This window comes from Mycobacterium sp. PSTR-4-N (assembly GCF_022348085.1).
GTDB lineage: Bacteria > Actinomycetota > Actinomycetes > Mycobacteriales > Mycobacteriaceae > Mycobacterium.
Genome location: NZ_JAKRFN010000010.1, coordinates 71,064 through 94,333 on the forward strand (window position 1 = coordinate 71,064; position 23,270 = coordinate 94,333).

The window sequence follows — 23,270 nt, forward strand, 5'->3', positions numbered from 1 at the left end:
CGGTCAGCTCCCTCGGTAGGTGGAGTAGGCGTAGGGCGAGAGCAGCAGCGGAACGTGGTGGTGCGTCGTAGGATCGCTGACCTCGAAGGTGATCAGAACCTCGGGGTAGAACCCGGTGACGCCCTGGGCCGCGAAATAGCCTGCGGTGTCGAAGCGCAACCGATACGTCCCGGCTTCGAGGTCGGCGGCCAGCACCCCGATGCGGCCGTCGTCGTCGGTCACACCGGCCGACACCTCGCTGCCGGATCGGGTGAGGGTGACCGCGACGCCGGCGGCGGGGCGGCCCGTGGTGGCGTCGAGAACATGGGTGGACAGGCTCATGGGATCAGCATCCCCGATCCGGGCTCATGTGTGCGGCTCGCTGAGCAGACGCTCCAGCCGCAGCCGGTTGATCTTCGCCAGTTCGCTGCGCATCACCCGACGCTCGGTGTCCGGGTCATTGTTCAGCCGTTCGGTCAGGATCGTCAGCAACTCCTCGGCCGAGCGACCGCTGGCGCACACCAGATACACGTAACCGAAGCGGTCTTCGTACTCGCGGTTCTTGGCCGCGAGCGCCGCCTTGACCTCGTCGTCGGCACCTGCGACGCGGGCCTGCTCGCGTGCCGACGACGGATTGTCGGGGGCGGCGCCGATCCGGGGATGCCCGTCGAGGGCGGCGTCGAGCTCGGCGTCGGGCAGCTCGGCCAGCACCCGATCGGCGCGGTCGTAGAGCGCGTCGGCGTCGCGGAACGGCGCGGCGGCCAACACCCGTCGCGCCCAGATCGGCGACGAGCACACCTCGAACAGCAGATGCATCTGCCGGCGCTCGGAGGCGGCGTTGAAGCCTGTCAGCCCGACCGCTCTCACGAGAGTTCGTTGAGCCTGCTGAAACGGGCAGCCGCAACGGGATTGGCGTCGGCGACCAGATCGGTGAACCGATGGTTGACGATCTTGGCGACCTCGATCAGGGCGAACGCCTTCTCCGCCGCCGGCGAGTTGTCCATGCGGGACCACCCGTTACGCAGCACCCGGTCGAAGCGCTCGGTTTCCTTGGCGCAGATGATCAACGGAAAGCCGAAATGGCTTCGGTACGCGGTGGCGAGCTCCACGACGTCATTGTGGTCGTCGTCGTCGAGATTGGACAGGGCCACGTGGTCCACGGCGAGCACCTGGCCCGTCTCGTCCTCGGCGCCCAGATCGGGGAACGCGTCGAGCAGTTCGGCCTGCTGGTCGGACGTGCCGGTGAGCACCGCGTCCTGGAACGCCTCGCGCAGTGCGGCGGTGTCGGCGAACGGCCGCTGCTCGTAGGCGCGTTCGACGGCCCACGGCACGTCCTGTAGCACGTGGCCGAACACCTCGGTGAAGCGCTCCTTGGTCATCGCGTTGACCTCGCCGAGCGTGATCGAGCCGCCGCCGGCGACCCGCGGACCGGCCGAACCGGTGTGGAAGAACACGATGTTGAGCAGGATCGCGCTGACCGCGCCGATGCTGATGCCGCTGCCGAAGATCAGGTCGAGGCCGGTGGGCATGGCCTTGGCGATGTCCGGGTAGGCCGTCACCCACAGCGCCAGCGCGAGGCTCGTGGTGACGATGATGAGATTGCGGTGGTCGGTGAAGTCGACCTTGCCCAGCGTCTGGATCCCGACGACGGCGACGGTGGCGAACAACGTCAGTGCGGCGCCGCCCAGCACGGGATTGGGGATCGACGCGACGACAGCCGCGACCTTGGGCAGGAAGCCGAGAAGGATCATGAACACCCCGGCCGCGGCGACCACCCAGCGGCTCTTGACCCCGGTGAGTCGCACCAGGCCGACGTTCTCGGAGAACGCGGTGTAGGGGAACGAATTGAAGACACCGCCGATCGTGGTGGCCAGCCCGTCGGCGCGGAGCACGTTGCCGATGTTCGACGCCTTGACCCGCTTGCCGACGATCTCGCCGGTGGCGATGGTCGACCCCGTCGATTCGACGGCGGTGATCATCAGCACGATGATCATCGTCAAACAGGCCACGAAGTCGAATTTGGGCAACCCGAACAGGAACGGCGGCGTGAAGCCGATCGCGGACGCCTCGCCCACTCGCGCGAAGTCCATGTCGCCCAACACGAATGCGACAGCGCACCCGATCACCAGGCCGAGCAGCACAGCGATGGTCGCCAGGAAGCCGCGGAAGATGCGCTGGATCGCGACGATGATCGCGATGGTGCCGACGGCGTAGAGGAACCATCGGATGTTGGTCGGGTCGGGCTCGTGCGTGCGCGGGTTGGTGACGGCGTCCATGGCGCCGACGGGTACCAGGCACAGCCCGATGATCGTGATCAGGGTGCCGGTGACGACGGGCGGAAAGAACTTCAGCAGTTTGATGAACACCGGCGCGATCAGGAAGGTGAACACACCGGCGACGATCACCGCCCCGTACACGTAGAGCATGCTCGCCGCGCCCCCGCCGTGGGCGAGGCCGATCGCGATGATCGGTGACACCCCCGCGAACGTGACGCCCTGCAGCAGCGGCAGGCGCACGCCGATGTTGCGGAAGCCGACGGCCTGAATGATCGAGGCGATGCCACAGGTGAACAGGTCGGCGGTGATCAGCTTGACGAGTTCTTGCTGGGACAGTCCGACCGCGCCGGCGATGATGATCGGCACGAGGACGGCGCCGGCGTAGAACGCGACGACGTGCTGGAACCCGTAGGTGGCGAGCTTCGGGACGGGCAGCACCTCGTCGACGGGATGGGTGCGCTTGCTCGTGCCGCGGGCGGTCGGTGTCGACATCGGTTCAGGATCCGACAGCTGCGCTCACCTACCGTGACGCGCACGTTTCCGCGATGTTGCAGCTCCCGTTTCTCCCGCGAGAAGACAGGAACTCGAGTGATTCAGCGGCGTGTCCGCTCGAGTTCGCGTCTGTCCCCTACTCCGTGGGGGCCCCACGCCGAAGGAACGGGGGCCCCACGCCGAAGGATCGTCAGTGGTCGTGCAGGATCACGCCGCGGACGTTGCGCCCGGCGCGCATGTCTTCGTAGCCCTCGTTGACCTCGGCCAGCTTGTACTCGTGGGTCACGGTCTCGTCGAGCAGCAGTTTGCCCTCGCGGTAGAGCGAGAGCAGGCGCGGGATGTCGGCGCGCGGGTTGGCCTCACCGTAGAGGCTCCCGAGCAGGCGCTTCTGGAACAGCGTGAACATCATCATCGACAGCGTGGCTTGATTGTCGGCCATCGTCGACAGCGCGGTCACGACGACCGCCCCGCCCTTGCGGATGATGTTGACCGCGTCGTCGATCATCGTCCCCTCGAGCAGGCCGACGGTCAGGATCGCGGAGTCGGCCATCACTCCGCGGGTCAGCTCCGCGACGAGTGCGGTCGCCTCGGGCAGTGATGCGACGAAGTGCGTGGCACCGAGTTGTAAAGCCTTGGCGCGCTTGTCCTCGACCGGCTCGACCACGACGATTTTCTCGGCGCCGGCCAGCCGCGCGCCCTGCACTGCGCCGCTGCCGATCCCGCCGAACCCGATCACCACGACCGTGTCCCCGGGTTGAACATCGGCGGTGTTGACCGCCGATCCCCACCCGGTCGTCACGCCGCAGCCGAGCAGGCAGGCTCGGGAGAGCGGTACGTCGTCGTCGATCTTGACGATGGAGGCCTCCGGCACGGTGCCGTATTGCGAGAACGTGCCCACCAACGACATGACGCCGATCTCCTGCCCTCGGGCGCGTCGCCGGTAGGTGCCGTCCAGCTGGGTGCCGGCCATGATGATCGCGCCGAGGTCGCAGAGGTTCTGGTGGCCCGTCGAGCAGAACCGGCAGCGGCCGCATGCCGGGAGGAACGACGCCACCACGTGGTCGCCCGGGGCCAGATCGCGCACGCCCGGACCGACTTCGCGGACGATCCCCGCTCCCTCGTGCCCGCCGATCATCGGCAGGGGGAAGGGGAGGTCACCGGTGCGGATGTGCTCGTCGGAGTGGCACAGACCGGTGGCCTCCCAGGAGACCAGCACCTCGCCGTCACCGGGCGGATCGAGATCGATCTCCTCGACGCTCCAGTCCGAGCCGTACTCCCACAAAATCGCGGCGTTGGTCTTCATCGGCCGAGTCTAAGAAGCGCTTCGGTCCGCCCGCGGCGGTTTCGCCCGACACGTGTCAGACCGCGGTCAGCGCCAGCCCCGCCAGAGCGATCAACCAGCTCGCGAAGCTGCCGACCAAGAAGTACTCGGTCACCTCATCGATGCCGAGGCCCTTCAGATCGGTGGTCTCCGCGGACTCTCGACGGGCCGCGGTGAGCTCGGGAAAGCGGATGATGCCCTTGGCTGCGATCACCGCCGAGGCCGCCCCGAACTCGCCGCCGAGCGCGAGCCCGATGATCAGCAGTCGCTCCATCGGGCCGAGCAACCTGCCACCCTTGAGGCGGTCCGACGGCTGGGGCATGCCGACCGGGCGGACCGCGCCGACCGCGCCGAGGATCAGCCGCACCAGCTGATTCGCGGTGACCAGCTGCAGCAGAACCGCTCCGGCGATCATCAGAGCCCGGTCCGGTTCGACCTCGGCGAGACCGATCCACGGCAGCCACCACCCGAGCGGGCCCGCCGCCGGCGAGGCCCAGCCGCCGAACGCGACGATCAGTGCAGCGCCCGCGCCGAACACCGCGAGTGCACGACCCTGCCGCGTCCCGGTGCGTTCCGCGGCGTCGCCGAGCACCACCCAGACGACCGAGACCGCGGCGGCGACGGCGAGCAGGGCGATGTCGCCGAGGTGCCAGAGCCCCGCCGCGGCCGCGCCGAGGATCACCATCAGCGGTCCGGCGACCAGTGCAGGCCATCGGGGGCCGCTGAGCTTGCGGACGATGTCGGCGACACCGACGGCGATGAGGAACACCGCCAGGACGCCCATCACAGCTCCCGCAGTTCGGCGGCGGCGGCGAGGAGCAGATCGAGCCCGTCCCTGCCGGCGCGCTGGGATACCGCCGAGGCGCTGATGCCTTCCGCCATCGCCAACTCCTTCTTGGTGCGTCCCGCGCGCATCCCGGCGAGTATCCGCAGGGAGCGTTCGTCGAGTGAGCCAAGCAGATGGTCCCGACACATCAGGGCGGCATTGACGGCGCGGGGGTCGGCTCCTCCGCCCGTCTCGTTGCGGAACGCGGTGCGCACGTGTGTCATCCCCGGCTGCTGCTGACTGGTGGCGGTCCACTCGATGGCGGCCCGCGCTGCCCACCAGCCCGGCCCGTCCTGAATTCCGGACTCCTCGTCGAGGGCGGTGACGGCGCCCCACCCGAGTCCGAAGCGGATGTCGACATCGGGCGCCAGCGTCAGGCGCAGCGTGAGTGCTGCGTCGATCGCGAGCCCGACCGTCGGGTACGCGCCCTGGAACTCGTCGCCGACCGTGAGCGACGGCGGGTCGAGGGCACCCTCGGCCACGGCGGCCAACGCGGTGGTGACACGGCGGTGCAGCGCGCGCCGGTCGGGGAACGTGCGGGAGCCGACGACGTCACCGATCAGTGTTGCGCGTGGCGCTGAAGACGCCGACTTCATTCTTGCCATATGAAGATAATAACTTCATATTGAGAAGATGAAGCCGGACACTTCACTTCCGTATGGGCCGAGGGAGTCTGTCCTCTGGGGTGGTGCCGCTCACGGCGTGATGTGAGCGGTGGCCGACTGCAGGTGCTCGATTGCCTCGGCCACGATCGCCGGAACCAGGTCGGCACACGACGGCAGGTCGTCGATGATCCCGGTGACCTGCCCGGAGGCCAGCACCCCGGCGTCCGTATTACCCTCGACCAGCCCGGCTTTCAGCAGCATCGGCGTGTTGGCGGCCATCACCACCTGAGCCCAGGTCAGATCTTTGCCGTGCCGCATCGCCATGCCGTCGCGCAGCATCGACCGCCACGTCATCCCGCTCATCTTCTTGAACTTCTGCGCATTGCCGACCGCGGCGGCGAGCCCGCGCACCGGCGATCCGCCCTCCAGCTTTTCGACCAGGCCCGTGCGCAGAACCCGGTGCGGCATGCCGTCGACACGCGTGGAGACGACCGTTCCGTCCAGGGCCGTCTGCAGATAGCGCTGCTTGACGGCGTCGGGCACGGTGGAGTCGGAGGTGAGCAGGAAGCGGGTACCCATCGCGACGCCCGCGGCACCGTAGGACAGCGCGGCGGCGAGGCCCCGGCCGTCGAAGAAGCCGCCCGCCGCGATCACCGGCATCCCGGTATCGGCGACGGCGTCGAGCACCGAGGGCAGCAGCAGCGTCGTGGCGATCGGACCGGTGTGGCCGCCGCCTTCGCCGCCTTGCACGATCACCGCATCGGCACCCCAACCGGCCACCTTCTTGGCGTGCTTGGCCAAGCCCACCGAGGGAATCACCACTACGCCGGCGTCTTTCAGCTTGGCGATCAGGTCGGGCTTGGGAGCCAGGGCGAAGGAGGCGACTCTGACTCCCTCGCGGATCAGGAGGTCGACGCGGTCGTTCGCGTCGCCGGCGTCGGCGCGGATGTTGATGCCGAAGGGCTTGTCGGTGGCGGCTTTGACCTTGGCCACCGCGGTCGTGAGCTCGTCGAGAGTCATCGTCGCCGACGCGAGAATGCCGAGGCCGCCGGCATTCGACGTCGCCGACACCAGCCGTGCTCCGGCGACCCAGCCCATGCCGGTCTGCACGACCGGATGTTCGATGCCCACCAGCTCCGTGAGCGGGGTGCGCAGACTGCTCACTTCACTTCCTTGTCCCGCAGCGACTTCGGATCGATGACCTCACGGAGAAGGCGAAGTTCCTCCTCGGTGGGCAGCCGCGTCGTGTCCGCGTCACCGAGCCCGTGTACCTCGAACGAGGTGTTCTCGGCGACCTGCTCGGCCTCGATGCCGGGGTGCAGCGACAGCGCGCGCATCTGGTGGTCGGGACCGTTGAAGTCGAAGACGCCCAAATTCGTCACGACCCGGAAGACGTTGACGAATCGGTAGGCGGGATTGTCGGAATCGACCTTGTCCCAGCCGATTCCAGAGACGATGTCGACGGACTCACCGAACACCCGCGTCGAGTGGTTGCCCACCCAGTAGCTGGTCGCATGGTTGATGGTGTTTCCCGGCGCGCCCCGCACCCCGAACATCTGCCGTTTCGGGTGTTGCAGCGGGCCGAACGCCGAGAGGTTCTGGTTGCCGTAGCGGTCGATCTGGTTGGCGCCCATCACCACATGGCGACGGCCCCAGGCCAGCGTCTCGAACACGCGGCCGAACGGCATCCACCCCTCGATGGCGGCGGCCGCTCCGATGGCGGGGGTGTCGGCGATCAGCCGGGCCTCACCGTCGGTGAGCACGATGTCGGGCGAGAACGTCAGCCGGGCCAGCCGCGCCCCGACCGAGACGATCGTCGTCATCGGGCTGACCATGATCTCGCCTGCGTCGCGGAACAATTCGGCGCAGGCGACGGCGCACACCTCTGCACGGGTTGCCGAGATCACTGGGCCGCCTCCTGGAATGTGCGCACTGCTGCCTGATAGTCGGATTCGCTGCCGGACAGATAGGTCTCGACGAACGTCGTCCACGTCTCGTCGGAGCCGGCCGCCTCGGCGTAGTGCCGTTGGAACTTCTCATCGCGGCGGTAATCGGGCTCGGCGGTGGTGAAGTGCGCCCCGTTGGGCGCCTCGACCACCGTGTCGACCATCATCCGGTTGATCAGCAGGGCCTGCGGCGGAACGGACTTGACGAGTTCCTCCGTCGAGAGCACCTTCTCGACCGACAGGAACCGGCGCTGCGCCGACATCAGGAACAGATCGTCGAAGTACGGATCGATGCCGGTGTAGGCCGCATTGCCCTGCGCGTCACCAAGATTCATGTGCACGAACGCTGCGTCGAGATTCAGGGCGGGCATCGCGATGAGCTCCTCGTAGCCCTCGCCTGTCAGGTAGGGCGACCGTACGGTTTTGAGTTCGTCGCCCCAGAACGCGCGCACATCGCTGCCGAGGCCGGCGCGGATCGGCAGGAACGGCAGGCGCTGTGCGGCGGCCTGTAGACCGCAGCGGAGCATGCCCTCGTCCATCTCGCGCGCCTCGATGGCACCGCTGGTGCGCGCCTTGGCGAACCACGGATCGTAGAACGGCGGGGAGTCCAGCGAGACGAAGCCGTAGTAGGCACGCTTGACCTTGCCCGCCGAGCACAGCAGACCCAGATCCGGACCGCCGTAGGTGACCACGGTGAGGTCGGTGACGTCGGTGCGCAGCAGCGCACGCACGAAGGCCATCGGCTTGCGCCGCGAACCCCAGCCGCCGATACCGATCGTCATTCCGCTTTCGATGCCGGCCACGGCCTCGTCGAGAGTGGTCCGTTTGTCTGACACTATTTTGACCCCTTGTCCGTGCCCGCGAACGCATCCCGATGTTCGTCGGACACGCCGGCCAGGTTGAGCTCGAAGGTGAAGCCCTGCTCCATCCGGTAGCGCGCGGTGACCGGCTGCACGTCGATGAAGTTCAGCGCTTCCTTGGCCGCACGGATCACCCGGGTGTCCTTGGCCGCGATGTCGCGGGCCACCCGCAGGGCGGCCTCGTCGAGATCGGCGCGCGGGACGACCTCGTGCACAGAACCGAAGTGGTGCAACGTGTTCGCGTCGACGGTCGCGGCCGTGAAGAAGAGTCGACGCATCATGTGCTGGGGCACGAGACGGGACAGATGCGTCGCAGCGCCGAGAGCGCCACGTTCGACCTCGGGCAGCCCGAACTTCGCGTCGTCGGAGGCGACGATGACGTCGGCGTTGCCGACGAGCCCGATGCCTCCGCCGACGCAGAAGCCGTTGACCGCGGCGATCACCGGTACCGCGCACTCGTACACGGCCCGAAACGCCTCGTAGCACCCGCGGTTGGCGTCGATCAATGCGGTGAAGCCCTCGGTGTTCTGCATCTCCTTGATGTCGACACCGGCGTTGAAGCCGCGACCCTCGGCCCGCAGGATCACCACATGCGTGCTCTGCTCACGCCCGGCGGCGGTGATCGCGTCGGCGAGTTCGAACCAGCCCCTCGACGGAATCGCGTTGACGGGTGGGTAGTCGACGGTCACCGAGACGATTCCCGGTTCCACCGTCGCGGTGGTGATCGGCATGCGCAACTCCTGGGTGGCTACCTAAGCAAGCACTTGCTTGGTAGGCTAGCACAGTGACCGACGCCCTCGACAGCGCCATCAGCCTCGCCCTCAGTGGCCGCGTCGTGTTGGTGACCGGCGGTGTCCGCGGCGTCGGGGCGGGCATCAGCACGGTGTTCGCCGAGCAGGGTGCCGTCGTCGTCACCTGCGCCCGCCGCGCCGTCGACGGGTCACCGTTCGAGTTCCGCGCCTGCGACATCCGCGACGACGATGCGGTGGCAGGGTTGATCGCGGGAATCGCCGCCGATCACGGACGGCTCGATGTCGTGGTCAACAACGCCGGCGGATCGCCGTATGTGCCCGCCGCCGAAGCCTCGGCGAACTTCAGTCGCAAGATCGTGGAGCTGAACCTGCTCGGCGCTCTGTCGGTGGCCAACCATGCGAACACCGTGATGCAACAGCAGGATTCGGGCGGATCGATCATCAACATCTCCAGCGTCAGCGGCCGGCGGCCCACACCTGGAACCGCGGCCTACGGTGCCGCAAAAGCCGGCATCGAGAGCATCACCAGCACACTCGCGGTCGAGTGGGCCCCGAAGGTCCGGGTGAACTCGGTGGTGGTCGGCATGGTGGAGACCGAGCAGGCCGACCTCTTCTACGGTGACGCCGATTCGATCGCCGCGATCTCCCGCAATGTGCCTCTGGGCAGACTCGCCCGACCCAGCGACGTGGGCTGGGCCGCGGCATTCCTCGCCTCACCGGCGGCCTCGTACATCAGCGGGGCATCGCTGGAAGTGCACGGTGGCGGGGAGCCGCCGCACTACTTGTCCACCACCACCGCCGACATCAAGAAGTAGAGGAGACAACGGGAATGGGATTGCTCGACGGCCGCGTGGTCATCGTGACGGGCGCGGGTGGCGGCATCGGCCGCGCGCATGCTCTCGCCTTCGCCGCCGAGGGGGCGCGCGTCGTCGTCAACGACATCGGTGTCGGCCTCGACGGGTCGCCGGCCGGGGGTGGCAGTGCCGCTCAGTCCGTCGTCGATGAAATCACCGCTGCGGGAGGCGAAGCCGTCACCAGCGGCGCCAACGTCGCCGACTGGGCTCAGGCCGAGGGGCTGATCCAGACCGCCGTCGATGCCTTCGGCGGACTCGACGTGGTGGTGAACAACGCCGGAATCGTGCGCGACCGCATGTTCGCCAACACCAGCGAAGAAGAGTTCGACGCCGTCACCGCGGTGCATCTGAAAGGCCACTTCGCCACGATGAAGCATGCGGCCGCGTACTGGCGCGCCAAGTCCAAGGCGGGCGAATCCGTCGACGCCCGCATCATCAACACGAGCTCGGGGGCGGGTCTGCAGGGCAGCGTCGGACAGGCGAATTACAGCGCGGCCAAAGCCGGGATCGCGGCACTCACGCTCGTCGCGGCAGCCGAGATGGGGCGCTACGGCGTCTCGGTCAACGCGATCGCGCCGTCGGCACGCACCCGGATGACGGAGACGGTGTTCGCAGACATGATGTCCACGCAGGGGCAGGATTTCGACGCGATGGCTCCGGAGAACATCTCGCCCCTGGTCGTGTGGTTGGGCAGTGTGGAATCTCGCGACGTCACCGGGAAGATGTTCGAAGTGGAAGGGGGAAAGATTCGCGTGGCCGAGGGGTGGGCCCACGGACCGGAGATCGACAAGGGCGCGCGCTGGGATCCCGCCGAGCTCGGCCCCGTGGTCGCGGACCTGCTCGCCAAAGCCCGTCCAGCGGTGCCGGTCTACGGGGCCTGACTCAGGCCGGGTCGCAGATGACGATCGGAATCTTGCGATCTGTGTAGGACCGGTAGTTGGCGAAGTCGGGATACATGGCGTCGAGCTTCGGCCAGTATTCGTCGCGTTCAGCGTCGGTGGCATCGCGGGCGACCAATGTGAGGGTTTCCTTCTTGGTCTGGAAGGTGACCTCGGGATTGGCTCGAAGATTGAGGTACCACATCGGGTTGTTGGCTCGGCCGCCCTGTGAGGCGACGAGCACGATGCGACGGCCCTCCTGGAGGAACAGCAGCGGACTGTCCCGGGCCTCGCCGGATTTGCGGCCGATCGTGGTCAGGATGCCGACTTCGGCACCGCGCAGGAACTTGTTGCCGAGCCTGCCGCCCGACTTCTTGAACAGCCACGTGTTGGCCTTCGACATCCATTTGATCGCGGTGCCGACCTTGGCCGAGTTGAGGCCTTCGATTTGTTTGGGGCTCAGCGGGCGAGGCGGATTGGCCATGGATGCACCCTATCTCGTCAGGAAGGGCCGGATCGAGGCGTTGATGTGGTGGATCTGCGCGCGACCCGCCGGGTCGTCGGCCGGGATCAGGAACGTCTCGTCGATGCGGGCGCCGACACTGCGGCCGCCGAGCTTGGGCTTGGTCGAGAGCTCGAACCGCGCGCGCACCGTGTCGCCGTCGATCGTGAACTCCGGCGTCGACACCTTCTCGATGACGCGATACTGCAGACCCCGATTGAGGCTGCGCCGCAGATGATCTCCCGAGAACCCGGTCTTCAGCCCGACCTCGACCCGGGTGCACCCGCGCGCGAACGGCACGTCGTCGGCCCGGTGGCTGGCCAATGCACTGATGTACGCCTGCGCCGCGGCGATCCGCTCGGCGTCCGGGACGGCCATCAGATGCGCTCGATGATGGTCCCGGTCGACAGTGCACCGCCGGCGCACATGGTGATCAGCGCCGTCGTCTTGTCGGTGCGCTCCAACTCGTGCAGCGCGGTGGTGATGAGCCGGCTACCGGTGCTCCCCACCGGGTGGCCCAACGCGATCGCCCCGCCGCTGACGTTGACCGTGTCCATATCGGGCTCGTGCACCCGGGCCCAGGACAGCACGACGGACGCGAACGCCTCGTTGATCTCCGTGATGTCGATGTCGCCCATCTTCATGCCGGCCTTCTCGAGCACCTTCGCGGTCGACTGCACCGGTCCGTCGAGGTGGTAGTACGGCTCGGCGCCCACCAAGGCCTGGCTGACGATGCGCGCCCGGGGCCGCAGCCCGTGCGCCTTGGCGACGTCTTCGTCCATCCAGAGCACCGCCGCGGCCCCGTCGGAGATCTGCGACGAGGTGCCCGCGGTGTGAATACCGCCCTCCATCACCGGGTTCAGCGACGCCAGGGCCTCCAGCGTGGTGTCCCGCAGACCCTGGTCACGGGTGACCGGTGCCCTCTCGGAGGTGGGCTGCTTGTTCTCGTCGAGCACAGGCGCCTCGATGGGGCTGATCTCGCGGTCGAAACGACCTTCAGCCCACGCCTGCTTGGCCTTGCGCTGCGACTCGAACCCGAAGCGGTCGATGTCCTCACGGGTGATGCCGCGGCGCTTGGCGATCCGCTCGGCCGCTTCGAACTGGTTGGGCATGTCGATGTCCCAGGATTCCGCGCGGATCTTCGACCGATCGGGGCCGGCGTTGGCGCCCAGACCGACCCGGCTCATCGCCTCGACGCCGCACGCGATGCCCATGTCGATCGCCCCGGCGGCGATCAGGCCGGCGATCAGATGGTTGGCCTGCTGGCCGCTGCCGCACTGACAGTCCACCGTGGTGGCCCCGACGTGCTCGGGCAGCCCGGCCGTCAACCACGCCACCCGGGTGATGTTGTTGGACTGCTCGCCGTACTGGGTGACGCAGCCGCCGATCACCTGTTCGATGCCCGCCGCGTCGACGCCCGCCTTGTCGACCAACGCCTTCTGCACCGCGCCCAGCAGCTCGGTGGCATGCAGTCCGGAGAGCCATCCATTGCGCTTGCCGATGGGGCTGCGGGTGGCTTCGACGATGACAGGGTTACCCATGGCGTCAGGCTAGAACACGTTTCATTACTCTGACAAGCGGCGATGCCACTGTGCCTTTTATCTGCGGTAGAGGCATGTTTTACTGGCACTAGAACACGTTGCAATTGAGGAGCGCTTCCCTATGCCAGGCCCGAACACCTGCCCGATCAGCCCCCACTTCGACTTCCTCGACGCGAGCCTGAATCTCGAGCGTCTGCCGGTGGAGGAGTTGGCAGAGCTGCGCAAGTCCGAGCCCGTCCACTGGGTCGACATCCCCGGCGGCACCGGCGGCTTCGGGGACAAAGGCTATTGGCTCGTCACCAAGCACGCCGACGTCAAAGAGGTGTCCAAGCGCAACGACATCTTCGGCAGCTCGCCCGACGGCGCGATCCCCACCTGGCCGGCGGACATGACCCGCGATGCGATCGACCTGCAGAAGGCCGTTCTGCTCAACATGGACGCGCCGCAGCACACCCGGTTGCGCAAGATCATCTCCCGCGGGTTCACGCCGCGGGCGATCGGGCGCCTCGAGGACGAACTACGGGCCCGCGCACAGAAGATCGCCGAGAGCGCCCGCGCCGAGGGCGCCGGAGACTTCGTCGAGCAGGTGTCCTGCGAACTGCCGCTGCAGGCGATCGCCGAGCTGCTCGGCGTGCCGCAGGACGACCGCGACAAGATCTTCCGCTGGTCCAACGAGATGACCGCGGGCGAGGATCCGGAGTACGCGGACGTCGATCCCGCGATGTCGTCGTTCGAGCTGATCACCTATGCGATGAAGATGGCCGAGGAGCGGGCCAAGAACCCGACCGAGGACATCGTGACCAAGCTGATCCAAGCCGACTTCGACGGGGAGAAGCTCTCCGACGACGAGTTCGGCTTCTTCGTGGTGATGCTGGCGGTGGCCGGCAACGAGACCACCCGCAATTCGATCACCCACGGCATGATCGCGTTCTCGCAGAATCCCGATCAGTGGGAGCTCTACAAGAAGGAACGTCCGGAGAGCGCGGCCGACGAGATCGTGCGCTGGGCCACGCCGGTGTCGGCGTTCCAACGCACCGCGCTGGAGGACACCGAGCTGGGCGGAGTGAGCATCAAGAAGGGTGAGCGGGTGGTGATGTCCTACCGTTCTGCCAACTTCGACGAGGACGTCTTCACCGACCCGGACAAGTTCGACGTCATGCGCAACCCCAACCCGCACGTCGGATTCGGTGGTACGGGCGCCCACTACTGCATCGGCGCGAACCTGGCGAAGATGACGATCAACCTGATCTTCAACGCCGTCGCCGACCACATGCCGGATCTCAAGCCGATCGGCGAACCCGAACGGTTAAAGTCGGGCTGGCTCAACGGCATCAAGCACTGGCAGGTGGACTACACCGGGCAGGGCTGTCCGGTCAAGCACTGACGCAGAAGAAGACTCGAGGAGGAGTCGGGTGGATTTCACTCCAGACGAGGGTCAGCAGGCTGTTGCCGACGTGGTGACGTCCGTGCTGGACCGCGACAACACCTGGGATGCCTTGGTTTCCGGCGGCGTGCTGGCGCTGGCGGCTCCGGAGCGCCTGGGCGGTGACGGTCTCGGCCTCGCCGAGATCGCGACCGCGCTGACCGAGATCGGCAGGCACGGCACCGTGAGCCCGGCGCCGGTGACGCTCGCCGCGGCAGCGGTCCTCCTCGGTATGGCGTCGGCGGAGCAACAGGATCGCTACCTCGCCGGCCTGGCCGGCGGTTCGGTGCTCACCGTCGCCCTGAACGAACCCGGCGCGTCCCAGCCCGACCGGCCGGCCACCACGTTGGCAGGGGGAGTCCTCAACGGCGCCAAGCTCGCGGTCGGATTCGCTGCCGATGCCGAATGGATGGTCGTCACCACAGATTCGGGAGTCGTGGTGGTGCGCGGTGACGCCGAGGGTGTCTCGACGACGAAGACGCCGTCGGCCAGCGGCGCCGACGAGTTCGTGGTGACGTTGCGCGACGTCGCGGTCGCCGACGTCGACGTGCTGGCCGGCGTCGACGCGCACCGGGTGAACCAGGTGGTGCTGGCCGCTTTCGGCGCGTTCGCGGCGGGACTGGTGGCCGGCGCGCTGCGGTTGACCGCGGATTACGTCGCCACCCGCGAGCAGTTCGGCCGCCCGCTGTCGACTTTCCAGACCGTGGCGGCTCAGCTGTCCGAGGTGTACATCGCCTCCCGGACGATCTCGCTGGTGTCGACCTCGGCGGCGTGGCTGCTGGCCCAGGGGCTCGACGCCGATGACGATCTGGCGATCCTCGGCTATTGGCTCACCTCGCAGGCTCCGCAGGCCATGCGGCTGTGCCATCATCTGCACGGCGGAATGGGTATGGACATCACCTATCCGATGGACCGCTATTTCTCGTCGATCAAAGACCTGACCCGCGCGCTGGGTGGTCCGACGCACCGTCTCGATCTGGTGGGAGCGTAAATGTACATCGAACTGACCCCCGAACAGCGCGCACTGCAAGCCGAACTGCGCCAGTACTTCTCGACGTTGATCACGCCCGACGAGGCCGAGGCCATGGAGTCGAATCGGCACAACGAGGCCTACCGCGCGGTCATCAAGCGCATGGGTTCGGATGGCAAGCTCGGCATGGGATGGCCCAAGGAGTACGGCGGTCTGGGTTTCGGCCCCATCGAGCAGCAGATCTTCGTCAACGAGGCCAACCGCGCCGACGTCCCGCTGCCGCTGGTGACGCTGCAGACCGTCGGACCGACGCTGCAGGTCTACGGCACCGACGAGCAGAAGAAGAAGTTCCTGCCCGGAATCCTCTCCGGGGACATCCATTTCGCGATCGGCTACTCCGAGCCGGACGCCGGTACCGACCTGGCGTCGCTGCGGACGACCGCTGTCCGGCATGGCGACGAATACATCGTGAACGGGCAGAAGATGTGGACCACGGGTGCTCACGACGCCGACTACATCTGGCTGGCGTGCCGCACCGATCCGGAAGCGGCCAAGCACAAGGGCATTTCGATCCTCATCGTCGACACCAAGGATCCCGGCTTCTCCTGGACGCCGATCATCCTGTCCGACGGGGCACATCACACCAACGCGTCCTATTACAACGACGTCCGGGTGCCGGCCGACATGCTCGTCGGCGAGGAGAACGGCGGGTGGAAGCTGATCACCACCCAGCTCAACCACGAGCGGGTGGGCCTCGGTCCGGCCGGGCGCATCGCCGGCATCTACGACAGGGTGCACGCGTGGGCGTCGAAGCCCGGCTCGGATGGCGTCACGCCGGTCGAGCAGCCGGATGTCCGGCGTCTGCTGGCACAGATCAAGACGATCTGGCGGGTCAACGAGCTGTTGAACTGGCAGGTCGCCGCCTCGGGTGAGACCATCGCCGTCGCCGACGCGGCTGCCACGAAAGTGTTCTCCACCGAGCGGGTTCAGGATGTGGGCCGGCTCGCCGAGGAAATCGTCGGCGCCTACGGCAATCCCGCGGACCCCGAGACCGGCGAGCTGCTCGATTGGCTGGACAAGATGACCAAGCGCAACCTGGTCATCACCTTCGGTGGTGGTGTCAACGAGGTGATGCGCGAACAGATCGCGGCGTCGGGTCTGAAGGTGCCGAGGGTGTCCCGGTGAGTGATCTGCGCGCCGCGATCGACGAGGTCACCGCGGCGGGCCGGAGTGAGCCGCGCCGCGGCCCGGATCCGGTGAACCTCCCGATGATCCACCACTGGGTGGACGCGATCGGCGACAAGAATCCGATCTACGTCGACGAGGAGGCGGCCAGGGCGGCCGGCCACCCCGGCATCGTCGCCCCACCGGCGATGATCCAGGTCTGGACGATGGGCGGGCTCGGCGAGGGCCGCTCCGACGACGATCCGCTGTCGAAGATGATGGCGCTCTTCGACGATGCCGGCTTCGTCGGCGTGGTCGCCACCAACTGCGAACAGACCTATCACCGGTATCTACGTCCCGGCGAAGAGGTCGAAATCCACGCCGAGATCACCGACGTGGTCGGACCGAAGCAGACCGCGCTGGGCGAGGGTTACTTCATCAACCAGCTGATCACCTGGGTCACCGGTGACGGTGAGAAGGTCGCGGAGATGAAGTGGCGCATCATGAAATTCGCGCCACGAGTCACGGACGCACCGGCTGTTCCCGACGATCTCGACCCCGACAAGCTGATGCGCCCGGCGTCGTCCCGGGACACCAAGTTCTTCTGGGACGGGGTCGCTGCGCACGAGTTGCGCATCCAACGCCGCCCCGACGGCAGTCTGCAGCATCCGCCGGTGCCCGCCGTATGGGCCGACAAGGACGACCCGGTCGACTACGTCGTCGCCAGCGGCAACGGCACGGTGTACAGCTACGTCGTCCACCACGCGCCGAAAGTGCCGGGGCGGACGCTGCCGTTCGTGATCGCACTCGTCGAACTGGAGGAGGGCGTCCGCATGCTCGGCGAGCTCCGCGGCGTCGATCCCGTCGACGTGAAGATCGGAATGCCCGTCAGCGCAACATATCTCGACTTCCCAGACAGTGACATCAGCCCGGCCTGGACCCTGTACGCATGGGAGCCCCGATCATGAGCGCACCGACCGTACCGTCCGTCGAGGTGGGTACCGCCTTGCCGGAGCTGGCCCTCTACGCCGACCCGACCTTCATCGTGTCCACCGCCATCGCCACGCGCGACTACCAGGACGTCCACCATGACCGGGACAAGGCCCAGGCCAAGGGATCGAAGGACATCTTCGTCAACATCCTCACCGACACCGGTCTGGTGCAGCGCTACCTCACCGACTGGGCCGGCCCCACGGCGATGATCCGGTCGATCTCGCTGCGTCTCGGAGTGCCGTGGTACGCCTACGACACGGTCACGTTTCGCGGTGACGTGACCGCCGTCGACGGTGACCTCGTCACGGTCAAGGTGACGGGCAGCAACAGCCTCGGGGATCATGTGATCGCCACGGCCACACTGACATTGGGCGGTGCCCAGTGACGGGCGGGCTGTCGGGCCGGGCTGCTATCGCCGGGATCGGCGCCACCGACTTCTCCAAGAATTCCGGACGCAGTGAACTGCGTCTGGCGGCCGAAGCTGTGCTCGACGCTCTCGATGACGCGGGGCTCGCACCGTCGGACGTCGACGGCCTCGTGACGTTCACGATGGACTCCAATCTCGAAACCGCCGTGGCGCGGGCCACCGGCATCGGAGACCTGAGTTTCTTCAGCCAGATCGGTTACGGGGGTGGGGCGGCGGCAGCGACGGTGCAGCAGGCCGCGCTCGCCGTTGCCACCGGCGTGGCCGAGGTCGTCGTCGCCTATCGCGCGTTCAACGAGCGCTCGGAGTTCCGCTTCGGCCAGGTGTCGACGGGCCTGACGGCCAACGCCGATTCCCGAGGCGTGGAGTACAGCTGGTCCTACCCGCACGGGCTGAGTACGCCGGCCGCGTCAGTCGCCATGATCGCGCAGCGCTACATGCACGAATACGGCGCCACGAGCCGGGATTTCGGTGTGATCTCGGTGGCCGACCGTAAGCACGCCGCGAACAATCCCAAGGCGCACTTCTACGGTAAGCCGATCACGATCGAGGATCACCAGAACTCCCGGTGGATCGCCGAGCCGTTGCGCCTGCTGGACTGCTGCCAGGAGACCGACGGCGGTGTCGCGATCGTGGTGACCACGCCGGAACGGGCGAAGGATCTCAAGCACCGGCCCGCCGTCATCGAGGCCGCGGCCCAGGGCGCGGGCGCCGATCAGTTCACGATGTACTCCTACTACCGCGACGAACTCGGCCTGCCCGAGATGGGGCTGGTGGGTGAGCAACTGTGGGCACAGAGCGGGCTCACCCCACACGACATCCAGACGGCGATCCTCTACGACCACTTCACCCCGTACACACTGATCCAGCTGGAGGAGCTCGGCTTCTGCGGCAAGGGTGAGGCCAAGGACTTCATCGCGGATGGCGCCATCGAGCTCGGCGGCAGGTTGCCGATCAACACCCACGGCGGGCAGCTGGGAGAGGCCTACATCCACGGCATGAACGGCATTGCCGAGGGTGTACGCCAGCTCCGCGGGACCTCGGTCAACCAGGTTCCCGACGTCGAACACGTGCTCGTGACAGCGGGCACCGGCGTGCCGACCTCGGGACTGATCCTCGGCTGACGCACGAGCGCAGCAAATTCTGACGCCATCAATGGGTGTAACGAGCAGGGCTCCCGTGTGCCTGCTACGACTGGTAGTTGCGGCATCTTCGACAGGAATTTTCCGAAAGCCGGCATGGCGTAGCCTCAGCAGTCGTACCGACGAGCGAGCCCGTCAACAGGCAAAATAGAGATCGTTTGCTCTGTAGCCAATCCAACCGGTGTTTTCTCATGCAAATACCGGTGTACCACTCGGAAATTCGCGCTTGACGGCAAATTTAGCAAACTCACATAATAAGTGGTGTCAGTGCGTGCCATGCGCATTCGTGTCAGCATCGGGGATCGCATGGGCCGTCGGCACGTGGAAATGGGGGCAGGTATGGGGTCGGCGGTGGATTTCGGCAAACTGGTGCCGACTCGGCTGGGGCCGGCGGTGACCGCCTCGGTACGAAAACGCCGGGCCCGGTGATGACTCAGATGTGGGGCACGCTCGGCAGGGCGCAGTTGCCCGGCGACATCTGGACGCTTCTGGACAACGATGGGGAAAAACCTGGAGAGCTTCCGGTGGGCGCCCCGATCCTTTCGGGCGGCCTGCCCATCGTCGCGCCGCACCGGCGCCGAACCCGCCTCGTCGGACCCTGCACCGCCGACGGGGCGGATCTGGAGTTGCCGGTCGGCGAAATCCTGATCATCGATGACTCTCGGCTCCAGCGCGACAATCTCTCGATCATCCTCGCGGGTGGCGCGGCGTCGAGGCCGATCGCGGCGTGGAACGTCGACTCGCTGAGCGCGGCGCTGGACATGGCTGATCCCGGGTCGCCGTGCATCGTTCTGCTGAATCTGATGACGCACGGGAGCATCACATTGCTTCATCTCGTGCGGGAATTGCGTCCAGCGGCCAGGGTGATCGTCATCGGCGTCACGGAGAGCGACGAGGCCGACGTCATCGCGTGCGCGGAAGCCGGTGTCGCCGGCTACCACCTCCGATCAGAGTCGCTCGGCGAACTCCGTACGCTCATCGCGCGGGTGGCAAACGGTGAATCCCGTTGTCCAACAGTGGTATCGACGATCTTGCTCAAGCATTTGTCGGCCATGGCGGGGCAGCGGCGACACGGCCCATCAGAACCTGACCTCACCGCTCGCGAAATGCAGATTCTCCGCATGCTGGAAGACGGTCTGTCGAATCGGGATATCGCCGAACGGCTTTGCATCACTCTCCACACTGTCAAGAATCACGTCCACGGCATCTTGAGCAAGCTCGGGGTACGCACTCGCGCGGAAGCCGCTGCGTTGTCCCGGTCGCTGCGTTGAACGCTTCCTCCAGGCGAGGGTCTAGGTCGAACCAGAGAGCAAAGATGGCTCTATCGGTCCATGTACGTGAGCCTCCACTCGGTCGATAGTTGGTGAGCGGGACCTCTGAATACTGGAGTGCCCGCTCGGCCGATGAGGGGGATCACATGGTGGGGCGACGATATGCGTCATCCTGCGCCGTAGTCACAATGGGGCGGCCACGGCTGACAGAAGATCAGCGACGCTCAGGGCGTGCACTTGTGGCCGCGTTCGTCGCCGGCGGGCTGGCGGTGAGCGCACTCTTGTACCCGGGTGCCGCCGAGGTGCCCGTGACCGGTCTCGGTCAGGCGCCGTCGCAAGGGGCAGATTTCGTGCGGGGGCTCTCCGGGCGGATCGCCACCATCGCGACGAATGTGACCGCTGCCTTCGAGAAACTCGACCTTCGAGAAGTGCTCCATGTGGTCGAGTTCATCGAAAGGAATCCCGCTGCGCTTCCGCCGCAGACAGTCCTGGCGCTCACCGACACCTACGGCCTCGGAAATGTCATCCATCTGGTGACGGTCGTCGGGGGAGGCGGTGTGGTCGTGCGTTCTCCTGCAGACATCTTCGGCGGTGCCATCGGAGGAAGCGGGGGTGGAGTCCCCCCGTCGGGGATCGACCCGCGAACGGACTGGGCCTGGCTGTGGCAGCTTCTGCTGAGCCGGTTGCCCGCCCACATCGCGACGAGTGTGCCGGCGATGCTCAGCAGCGTGCTGTCTGCGCTGGACCCGGTGAGCGCGCAGACGTTGATGACCGCGCTGACCGCAACGACCGCGGTGCCTGAATCCCTGACGCTGCCCACATCCGTGCCGGCCCCGGCGCCCGCCCCATCGGCTGTCTCCCTACCTGTCGATGTGCCGGGGCCGGTACCCTCGCCGGTGATGTCCGCACCGCCGGCTCCGCCGTCGCCGGCGCCGATCATCGCCGAGACCGCGATACCGCCGGCCTCTTACCCACCTCCACCGCCGACGACGGTGCAGGACCTCCCCTCCACCGAAGACGTGCCACCCCCGACATCGGCGAATGTGCCCACCCCCGAACCGCAGACCGACGACCACATCACTGGGATCGATTCTCCCGGAGAAGATCCCGCCGACAGCACGGTTGATCCCGGCGATGCCGCCACCACGCGCCCGACCTCCAGCGCCGACGAGAACGGGCCATCGGAGTCGAGTCCAGAGCCGAACCGTTCGGAAGGGACCGGCGACCATGATTCGTCTGGTTCATCGGCTGCCGGTGGAGGCAGTTCCCCGTCGTCGGACACGACGGGCGATTAGAACGTGCTCACGTCCGGACTGGGCGCAGATGACGGCCGCCGCCACCAACGGTGAACGGCGCGCTCCCGCGGGCCGAACCGTTCTCGTTGTCGACGACTGCGCGCTCCACCGTGAGGTGTTGGCATCGGCGCTTCTCTCGATGGGTATCGCCGCCATCCGAACCGCATGGGATCTGCCGTCTCTGATCGGCACGCTGGAATCGACGACACCGCAGGTCATTCTGGTGAACATGGCGACCGTCGGGGTGAACACTCTACTGCGAGCTGCGTGCAGTCTGAGTCCGGAAACCCCGCTCATAGCAGTCGGCGTCAATGAGGACGACTCGGATACCATCTTCGCCTGCGCAGCGGCACGCGTGAAGGCGTTTCACACCAGATCTGAGTCATTGGCCGATCTTCTCCTGCTGATCACGCTGGTTGCGCAAGGCAAGGTCGCCTATCCGCCGCAGATCGCGGCAACGTTGATGGGCCACGACACAGCCGTCGCCGGGCGGGGTCGGAGAACTTTGGATCGAGACCTGACTGATCGAGAGATCCAGATCCTCAAGCTGCTCGAACTGGGCCATTCGAACCAAGAAATCGCCGAGCGATTGTCGATTGCGGTCCATACGGTGAAAAACCACGTGCACAGCCTCCTGACCAAGCTGGGAGTCAGTACCCGCGGCGAGGCCGCCGCCCTGTCTCCGAGGATCCGGCCGAACCGGAGATCCAGTCGGGGTACTGGTCCGCGGTCTAGGAAAAATTGGCCCTGACGGTCCATGTACGTCGTGATTGACGAGCCCGATAGTTGTGGGGTGCCCGGCTAGCCGGCCACGGCAGTCACCGGCGACAGGGCGAAGCGAACCGCCGGAACCACAGACGAACTGGCTATCACATCGAGTCGATGTGTGTTTCTCGGGGGAGGAACTGTTGACCACGCAGCAGATCGTTCGGCATTCGATCGTCACCACGCGACATCCTGCGACGCACGGTGTCGAAGACCGCGCCGTGACGGGATCGACGAGCCACCATGTCCCACATTCACGTCTGCTGGTCATCGATGACAGCGCTCTGTACCGCGAGTGCCTGTTGGGTGTCTTGACTGCGCGGCAGTCTTTTTCAGCGCACGGTATGACCTGGGATCCGACGTCACTGATCGCCGCAATGCAGACCACGCGTCCCGATGTCATCCTCCTCAGCGGATGCATCTGTCACAGTGCCGTGCTGATCAAGCAGATCAGACAGATCAACCCGGCGGTGCGCGTGATCGTCACGGGGCTTCCCGAAGAGGACGAGAGCAACATCGTCGCCTGTGCGCAGGCCGGCGCAGCCGGCTTCCACTTGCGCAGCGAATCACTGACCGATCTGCTTGCTTTGATACACGCCGTTGCTGACGGCCGTCAGTACTGTTCGCCGACGATATCGGGCATCCTGCTGCGGCACATGTCTGAGGCGGCCGCACAGCGGCGAAGGCCCGCGCCGAAGGGTTCGGTGCTGACCGCTCGGGAGATACAGATCCTTCACATGCTGGAATCTGGTCTGGCCAATCGTGATATCGCCGACCGGCTCTGCATCGCCGTCCACACGGTGAAGAACCACGTGCACAGCGTCTTGACCAAGCTCGGCGTCAGCAGTCGCGAGCAGGCTGCTGCGCTCGCCCGGAAGATGATTGCCACGGGCGAACTCTCGGCGATCTAGATCCCGATTCAGACCGAAGATCGCTCTCAGTGCTCATGCGACGCGCACCCCCGTTCCTCGATAGTGAATGTGTGATCGGG

General features: G+C 66.6%; 25 protein-coding genes. 12 read left to right on the forward strand and 13 right to left on the reverse strand.

The features are described 5' to 3' along the window. Positions 1-3 precede the first annotated feature (3 nt). The 10 genes from uraH to echA20 form a co-directional block, all read right to left on the reverse strand. A complete protein-coding gene (gene uraH / locus MHN84_RS15455; RefSeq protein ID WP_241205417.1) occupies positions 4-321 on the reverse strand; it encodes a hydroxyisourate hydrolase in 318 nt (105 codons plus the stop codon). Positions 322-345: 24 nt separating this feature from the next. Beyond that, entirely contained in the window at positions 346-846 is a 501-nt protein-coding gene (gene uraD / locus MHN84_RS15460) for a 2-oxo-4-hydroxy-4-carboxy-5-ureidoimidazoline decarboxylase (RefSeq protein ID WP_308192950.1), read from the reverse strand. Further along, the gene (locus MHN84_RS15465) at positions 843-2,747 is read right to left on the reverse strand and encodes a solute carrier family 23 protein (RefSeq protein ID WP_241205418.1); all 1,905 of its coding nucleotides are present in this window, start codon (positions 2,745-2,747) and stop codon (positions 843-845) included. The genes uraD and MHN84_RS15465 overlap by 4 nt, the downstream gene beginning before the upstream one ends. A 190-nt stretch (positions 2,748-2,937) precedes the next feature. Further along, positions 2,938-4,050 carry an NDMA-dependent alcohol dehydrogenase gene (locus MHN84_RS15470; RefSeq protein WP_221351599.1) on the reverse strand — a complete coding sequence of 371 codons (1,113 nt, stop codon included), beginning with the start codon at positions 4,048-4,050 and terminating at the stop codon, positions 2,938-2,940. Between the two features lie 55 nt (positions 4,051-4,105). Beyond that, complete coding sequence (locus MHN84_RS15475; RefSeq protein ID WP_241205419.1) at positions 4,106-4,852, reverse strand: hypothetical protein; 747 nt, start codon at positions 4,850-4,852, stop codon at positions 4,106-4,108. After that, entirely contained in the window at positions 4,852-5,499 is a 648-nt protein-coding gene (locus tag MHN84_RS15480) for a SatD family protein (protein ID WP_241205420.1), read from the reverse strand. Before MHN84_RS15480 ends, MHN84_RS15475 begins: the two co-directional genes overlap by 1 nt. A gap of 90 nt (positions 5,500-5,589) precedes the next feature. Then, positions 5,590-6,663 (reverse strand): (3aS,4S,5R,7aS)-5-hydroxy-7a-methyl-1-oxo-octahydro-1H-indene-4-carboxyl-CoA dehydrogenase, encoded by a 1,074-nt coding sequence (ipdC, locus tag MHN84_RS15485; protein WP_241205421.1) that lies wholly within the window; start codon positions 6,661-6,663, stop codon positions 5,590-5,592. Beyond that, a complete protein-coding gene (ipdB, locus tag MHN84_RS15490) occupies positions 6,660-7,406 on the reverse strand; it encodes a cholesterol ring-cleaving hydrolase subunit IpdB (RefSeq protein ID WP_241205422.1) in 747 nt (248 codons plus the stop codon). The genes ipdC and ipdB overlap by 4 nt, the downstream gene beginning before the upstream one ends. Beyond that, positions 7,403-8,281, reverse strand: coding sequence for a cholesterol ring-cleaving hydrolase subunit IpdA (gene ipdA, locus MHN84_RS15495; RefSeq protein WP_241205423.1), 879 nt, complete (start codon positions 8,279-8,281; stop codon positions 7,403-7,405). The genes ipdB and ipdA overlap by 4 nt, the downstream gene beginning before the upstream one ends. Then, positions 8,281-9,036 (reverse strand): (7aS)-7a-methyl-1,5-dioxo-2,3,5,6,7,7a-hexahydro-1H-indene-carboxyl-CoA hydrolase, encoded by a 756-nt coding sequence (gene echA20 / locus MHN84_RS15500; protein WP_241205424.1) that lies wholly within the window; start codon positions 9,034-9,036, stop codon positions 8,281-8,283. The genes ipdA and echA20 overlap by 1 nt, the downstream gene beginning before the upstream one ends. Before the next feature lie 53 nt (positions 9,037-9,089). Here echA20 and MHN84_RS15505 point away from each other — a divergent pair, with 53 nt between their 5' ends. Beyond that, entirely contained in the window at positions 9,090-9,872 is a 783-nt protein-coding gene (locus MHN84_RS15505; protein WP_241205425.1) for an SDR family oxidoreductase, read from the forward strand. A gap of 14 nt (positions 9,873-9,886) precedes the next feature. Further along, positions 9,887-10,792, forward strand: coding sequence for an SDR family oxidoreductase (locus MHN84_RS15510; RefSeq protein ID WP_241205426.1), 906 nt, complete (start codon positions 9,887-9,889; stop codon positions 10,790-10,792). Between the two features lies 1 nt (position 10,793). Here MHN84_RS15510 and MHN84_RS15515 read toward each other — a convergent pair whose 3' ends face one another. From MHN84_RS15515 to MHN84_RS15525, 3 genes are read right to left on the reverse strand one after another with little or no spacing between them, the layout of a single operon-like run. Next, complete coding sequence (locus MHN84_RS15515) at positions 10,794-11,273, reverse strand: nitroreductase family deazaflavin-dependent oxidoreductase (protein ID WP_241205427.1); 480 nt, start codon at positions 11,271-11,273, stop codon at positions 10,794-10,796. A gap of 9 nt (positions 11,274-11,282) precedes the next feature. Beyond that, positions 11,283-11,669: a hypothetical protein gene (locus tag MHN84_RS15520; RefSeq protein WP_241205428.1), complete on the reverse strand. Its 387-nt coding sequence runs from the start codon at positions 11,667-11,669 to the stop codon at positions 11,283-11,285. Next, the gene (locus tag MHN84_RS15525; protein ID WP_241205429.1) at positions 11,669-12,832 is read right to left on the reverse strand and encodes a steroid 3-ketoacyl-CoA thiolase; all 1,164 of its coding nucleotides are present in this window, start codon (positions 12,830-12,832) and stop codon (positions 11,669-11,671) included. Before MHN84_RS15525 ends, MHN84_RS15520 begins: the two co-directional genes overlap by 1 nt. A 121-nt stretch (positions 12,833-12,953) precedes the next feature. Here MHN84_RS15525 and MHN84_RS15530 point away from each other — a divergent pair, with 121 nt between their 5' ends. The 10 genes from MHN84_RS15530 (at position 12,954) to MHN84_RS15575 (ending at position 23,190) form a co-directional block, all read left to right on the forward strand. Next, the gene (locus MHN84_RS15530) at positions 12,954-14,216 is read left to right on the forward strand and encodes a cytochrome P450 (RefSeq protein ID WP_241205430.1); all 1,263 of its coding nucleotides are present in this window, start codon (positions 12,954-12,956) and stop codon (positions 14,214-14,216) included. A gap of 28 nt (positions 14,217-14,244) precedes the next feature. Beyond that, positions 14,245-15,246 (forward strand): acyl-CoA dehydrogenase family protein, encoded by a 1,002-nt coding sequence (locus MHN84_RS15535; protein ID WP_241205431.1) that lies wholly within the window; start codon positions 14,245-14,247, stop codon positions 15,244-15,246. Next, a complete protein-coding gene (gene fadE29 / locus MHN84_RS15540) occupies positions 15,247-16,410 on the forward strand; it encodes an acyl-CoA dehydrogenase FadE29 (protein ID WP_241205432.1) in 1,164 nt (387 codons plus the stop codon). It begins immediately after the preceding gene. Further along, positions 16,407-17,357: a bifunctional MaoC family dehydratase N-terminal/OB-fold nucleic acid binding domain-containing protein gene (locus MHN84_RS15545; protein ID WP_241205433.1), complete on the forward strand. Its 951-nt coding sequence runs from the start codon at positions 16,407-16,409 to the stop codon at positions 17,355-17,357. The genes fadE29 and MHN84_RS15545 overlap by 4 nt, the downstream gene beginning before the upstream one ends. Next, positions 17,354-17,767, forward strand: a complete 414-nt coding sequence (locus MHN84_RS15550) for a MaoC family dehydratase (RefSeq protein WP_241205434.1) — start codon at positions 17,354-17,356, stop codon at positions 17,765-17,767. The genes MHN84_RS15545 and MHN84_RS15550 overlap by 4 nt, the downstream gene beginning before the upstream one ends. Positions 17,768-17,775: 8 nt before the next feature. Continuing rightward, complete coding sequence (locus MHN84_RS15555; protein ID WP_241205497.1) at positions 17,776-18,930, forward strand: lipid-transfer protein; 1,155 nt, start codon at positions 17,776-17,778, stop codon at positions 18,928-18,930. A gap of 455 nt (positions 18,931-19,385) precedes the next feature. Continuing rightward, complete coding sequence (locus tag MHN84_RS15560; protein WP_241205435.1) at positions 19,386-20,219, forward strand: response regulator transcription factor; 834 nt, start codon at positions 19,386-19,388, stop codon at positions 20,217-20,219. A 239-nt stretch (positions 20,220-20,458) separates the two neighbouring features. Further along, positions 20,459-21,514 (forward strand): hypothetical protein, encoded by a 1,056-nt coding sequence (locus MHN84_RS15565; protein WP_241205436.1) that lies wholly within the window; start codon positions 20,459-20,461, stop codon positions 21,512-21,514. Between the two features lie 28 nt (positions 21,515-21,542). Further along, positions 21,543-22,265, forward strand: coding sequence for a response regulator transcription factor (locus MHN84_RS15570; RefSeq protein ID WP_241205437.1), 723 nt, complete (start codon positions 21,543-21,545; stop codon positions 22,263-22,265). Between the two features lie 157 nt (positions 22,266-22,422). Beyond that, entirely contained in the window at positions 22,423-23,190 is a 768-nt protein-coding gene (locus tag MHN84_RS15575) for a response regulator transcription factor (RefSeq protein WP_241205438.1), read from the forward strand. The last annotated feature ends 80 nt before the right edge of the window (positions 23,191-23,270 follow it).

What these genes read in the sequence shown, in the direction of transcription:
- MHN84_RS15475 (WP_241205419.1), bottom strand. Translation starts at nt 4,852, where the DNA reads ATGGGCGTCCTGGCGGTGTTCCTCATCGCCGTCGGTGTCGCCGACATC.
- MHN84_RS15530 (WP_241205430.1), top strand. Translation starts at nt 12,954, where the DNA reads ATGCCAGGCCCGAACACCTGCCCGATCAGCCCCCACTTCGACTTCCTC.
- uraH (WP_241205417.1), bottom strand. Translation starts at nt 321, where the DNA reads ATGAGCCTGTCCACCCATGTTCTCGACGCCACCACGGGCCGCCCCGCC.
- MHN84_RS15480 (WP_241205420.1), bottom strand. Translation starts at nt 5,499, where the DNA reads ATGGCAAGAATGAAGTCGGCGTCTTCAGCGCCACGCGCAACACTGATC.
- MHN84_RS15470 (WP_221351599.1), bottom strand. Translation starts at nt 4,050, where the DNA reads ATGAAGACCAACGCCGCGATTTTGTGGGAGTACGGCTCGGACTGGAGC.
- MHN84_RS15520 (WP_241205428.1), bottom strand. Translation starts at nt 11,669, where the DNA reads ATGGCCGTCCCGGACGCCGAGCGGATCGCCGCGGCGCAGGCGTACATC.
- echA20 (WP_241205424.1), bottom strand. Translation starts at nt 9,036, where the DNA reads ATGCCGATCACCACCGCGACGGTGGAACCGGGAATCGTCTCGGTGACC.
- MHN84_RS15560 (WP_241205435.1), top strand. Translation starts at nt 19,386, where the DNA reads ATGTGGGGCACGCTCGGCAGGGCGCAGTTGCCCGGCGACATCTGGACG.
- MHN84_RS15570 (WP_241205437.1), top strand. Translation starts at nt 21,543, where the DNA reads ATGACGGCCGCCGCCACCAACGGTGAACGGCGCGCTCCCGCGGGCCGA.
- MHN84_RS15465 (WP_241205418.1), bottom strand. Translation starts at nt 2,747, where the DNA reads ATGTCGACACCGACCGCCCGCGGCACGAGCAAGCGCACCCATCCCGTC.
- MHN84_RS15515 (WP_241205427.1), bottom strand. Translation starts at nt 11,273, where the DNA reads ATGGCCAATCCGCCTCGCCCGCTGAGCCCCAAACAAATCGAAGGCCTC.
- MHN84_RS15525 (WP_241205429.1), bottom strand. Translation starts at nt 12,832, where the DNA reads ATGGGTAACCCTGTCATCGTCGAAGCCACCCGCAGCCCCATCGGCAAG.
- MHN84_RS15550 (WP_241205434.1), top strand. Translation starts at nt 17,354, where the DNA reads ATGAGCGCACCGACCGTACCGTCCGTCGAGGTGGGTACCGCCTTGCCG.
- fadE29 (WP_241205432.1), top strand. Translation starts at nt 15,247, where the DNA reads ATGTACATCGAACTGACCCCCGAACAGCGCGCACTGCAAGCCGAACTG.
- MHN84_RS15510 (WP_241205426.1), top strand. Translation starts at nt 9,887, where the DNA reads ATGGGATTGCTCGACGGCCGCGTGGTCATCGTGACGGGCGCGGGTGGC.